Source organism: Escherichia sp. KCJ4928 (assembly GCF_004352695.1).
Lineage (GTDB): Bacteria > Pseudomonadota > Gammaproteobacteria > Enterobacterales > Enterobacteriaceae > ECMA0423.
In genome coordinates, this window is sequence record NZ_SJWV01000417.1 from 1 (window position 1) to 1,260 (window position 1,260).

General features: G+C 58.4%; 1 protein-coding gene. It reads left to right on the plus strand.

Features of this window, described 5'->3' with window-relative positions:
* The coding region (locus E0D98_RS24440; protein ID WP_276320447.1) for a phage tail tape measure protein at positions 1-1,260 on the plus strand (1,260 nt) is incomplete at both ends.

A 1,260-nucleotide genomic window follows, 5' to 3' on the forward strand; every position in this document is an offset into this window, starting at 1 on the left:
TGCGTGATGAATATGCAGCCATGCCGGAAACGGTGTCTGACGGGATCACGAAGGTGGAAAACGCCTTTATGGCCTGGGTGGGCGGCGCGAATGAGGCCAGCGGAGCGACGAAAACGCTCTCCGGCGCGCTGAACGGTGTGGCCGGAAATATTGATACCGTGGCAACAGCTGCGGGTGTGCTGGTTGCTGTCGGGGTGGCCCGGTACTTTGGTAATCTGGCTTCCGGAGCGATGTCTGCCACGGCAGGACTTGTGACCGCTGCACGTAATGAAGTGGCACTGGCTGAGGCCCAGTTAAGGGGAACGCAGATTGCCACGGCGCGGGCAAGGGCAGCCGTGTACCGGGCTCAGCAGGCTGTGGCGGCAGCCCGCGGGACTGAGATGCAGATTGCGGCAGAGGCCCGTCTGGCGGTCACACAGGAACGCCTGAACAGAAATATTGCTGCCAGAACCGCCGCCCAGAATGCGCTGAACAGTACAACGGCAGTGGGTTCTCGTCTGATGAGCGGTGCGCTGGGACTGGTTGGAGGCGTACCCGGACTGGTGATGCTGGGAGCTGCCGCATGGTACACGCTGTACCAGAGTCAGGAACAGGCCAGGGAGTCTGCGCGCCAGTATGCACTGACGATTGATGAAATCGCGCATAAAACGCCATCAATGTCTCTGCCTGAAGCTTCAGATAATGAAGGGCGAACACGGGAGGCGCTGACAGAGCAGAACCGGCTGATTGATGAGCAGGCCAGCCGGGTGAAATCCCTGCAGGAAAAAATCGCCGGGTATCAGTATGTGCTGGCTAATCCGGGCTGGACGACCGGTAACGGCTTCATGATAAACCATCTGACATCGGTGAAAACTGTAACGGAAGAGCTTGCTCAGGCAACAGAGCAGTTTGCTGTTGAGCAGTCCCGCCTGGCACAGATGCAGGAAAAAGCGCAGTCCATTCAGGATGTGCTTGCCGGACTGGAAGAGCGCCGTGTTGTGTTAATTCGTCAGCAGGCAGCAGAGCAGAATAAAGCGTATCAGTCACTGCTGGTCATGAACGGTCAGCATACGGAATTCAACCGCCTGCTGGGGCTGGGTAATGAACTGCTGCAACAGCGTCAGGGACTGGCGAGTGTACCGCTGCGACTGTCACAGGCCACTCTGGATGATAAACAGCAGAGCGCCCTGAATAACACAGAGCGTCAACTGGCCCTCTCCCGGCTGAAAGGGGAAGAAAAAGAGCGTGCCCGGCTGGGGTATGCGGCGGATGACCTTGGTC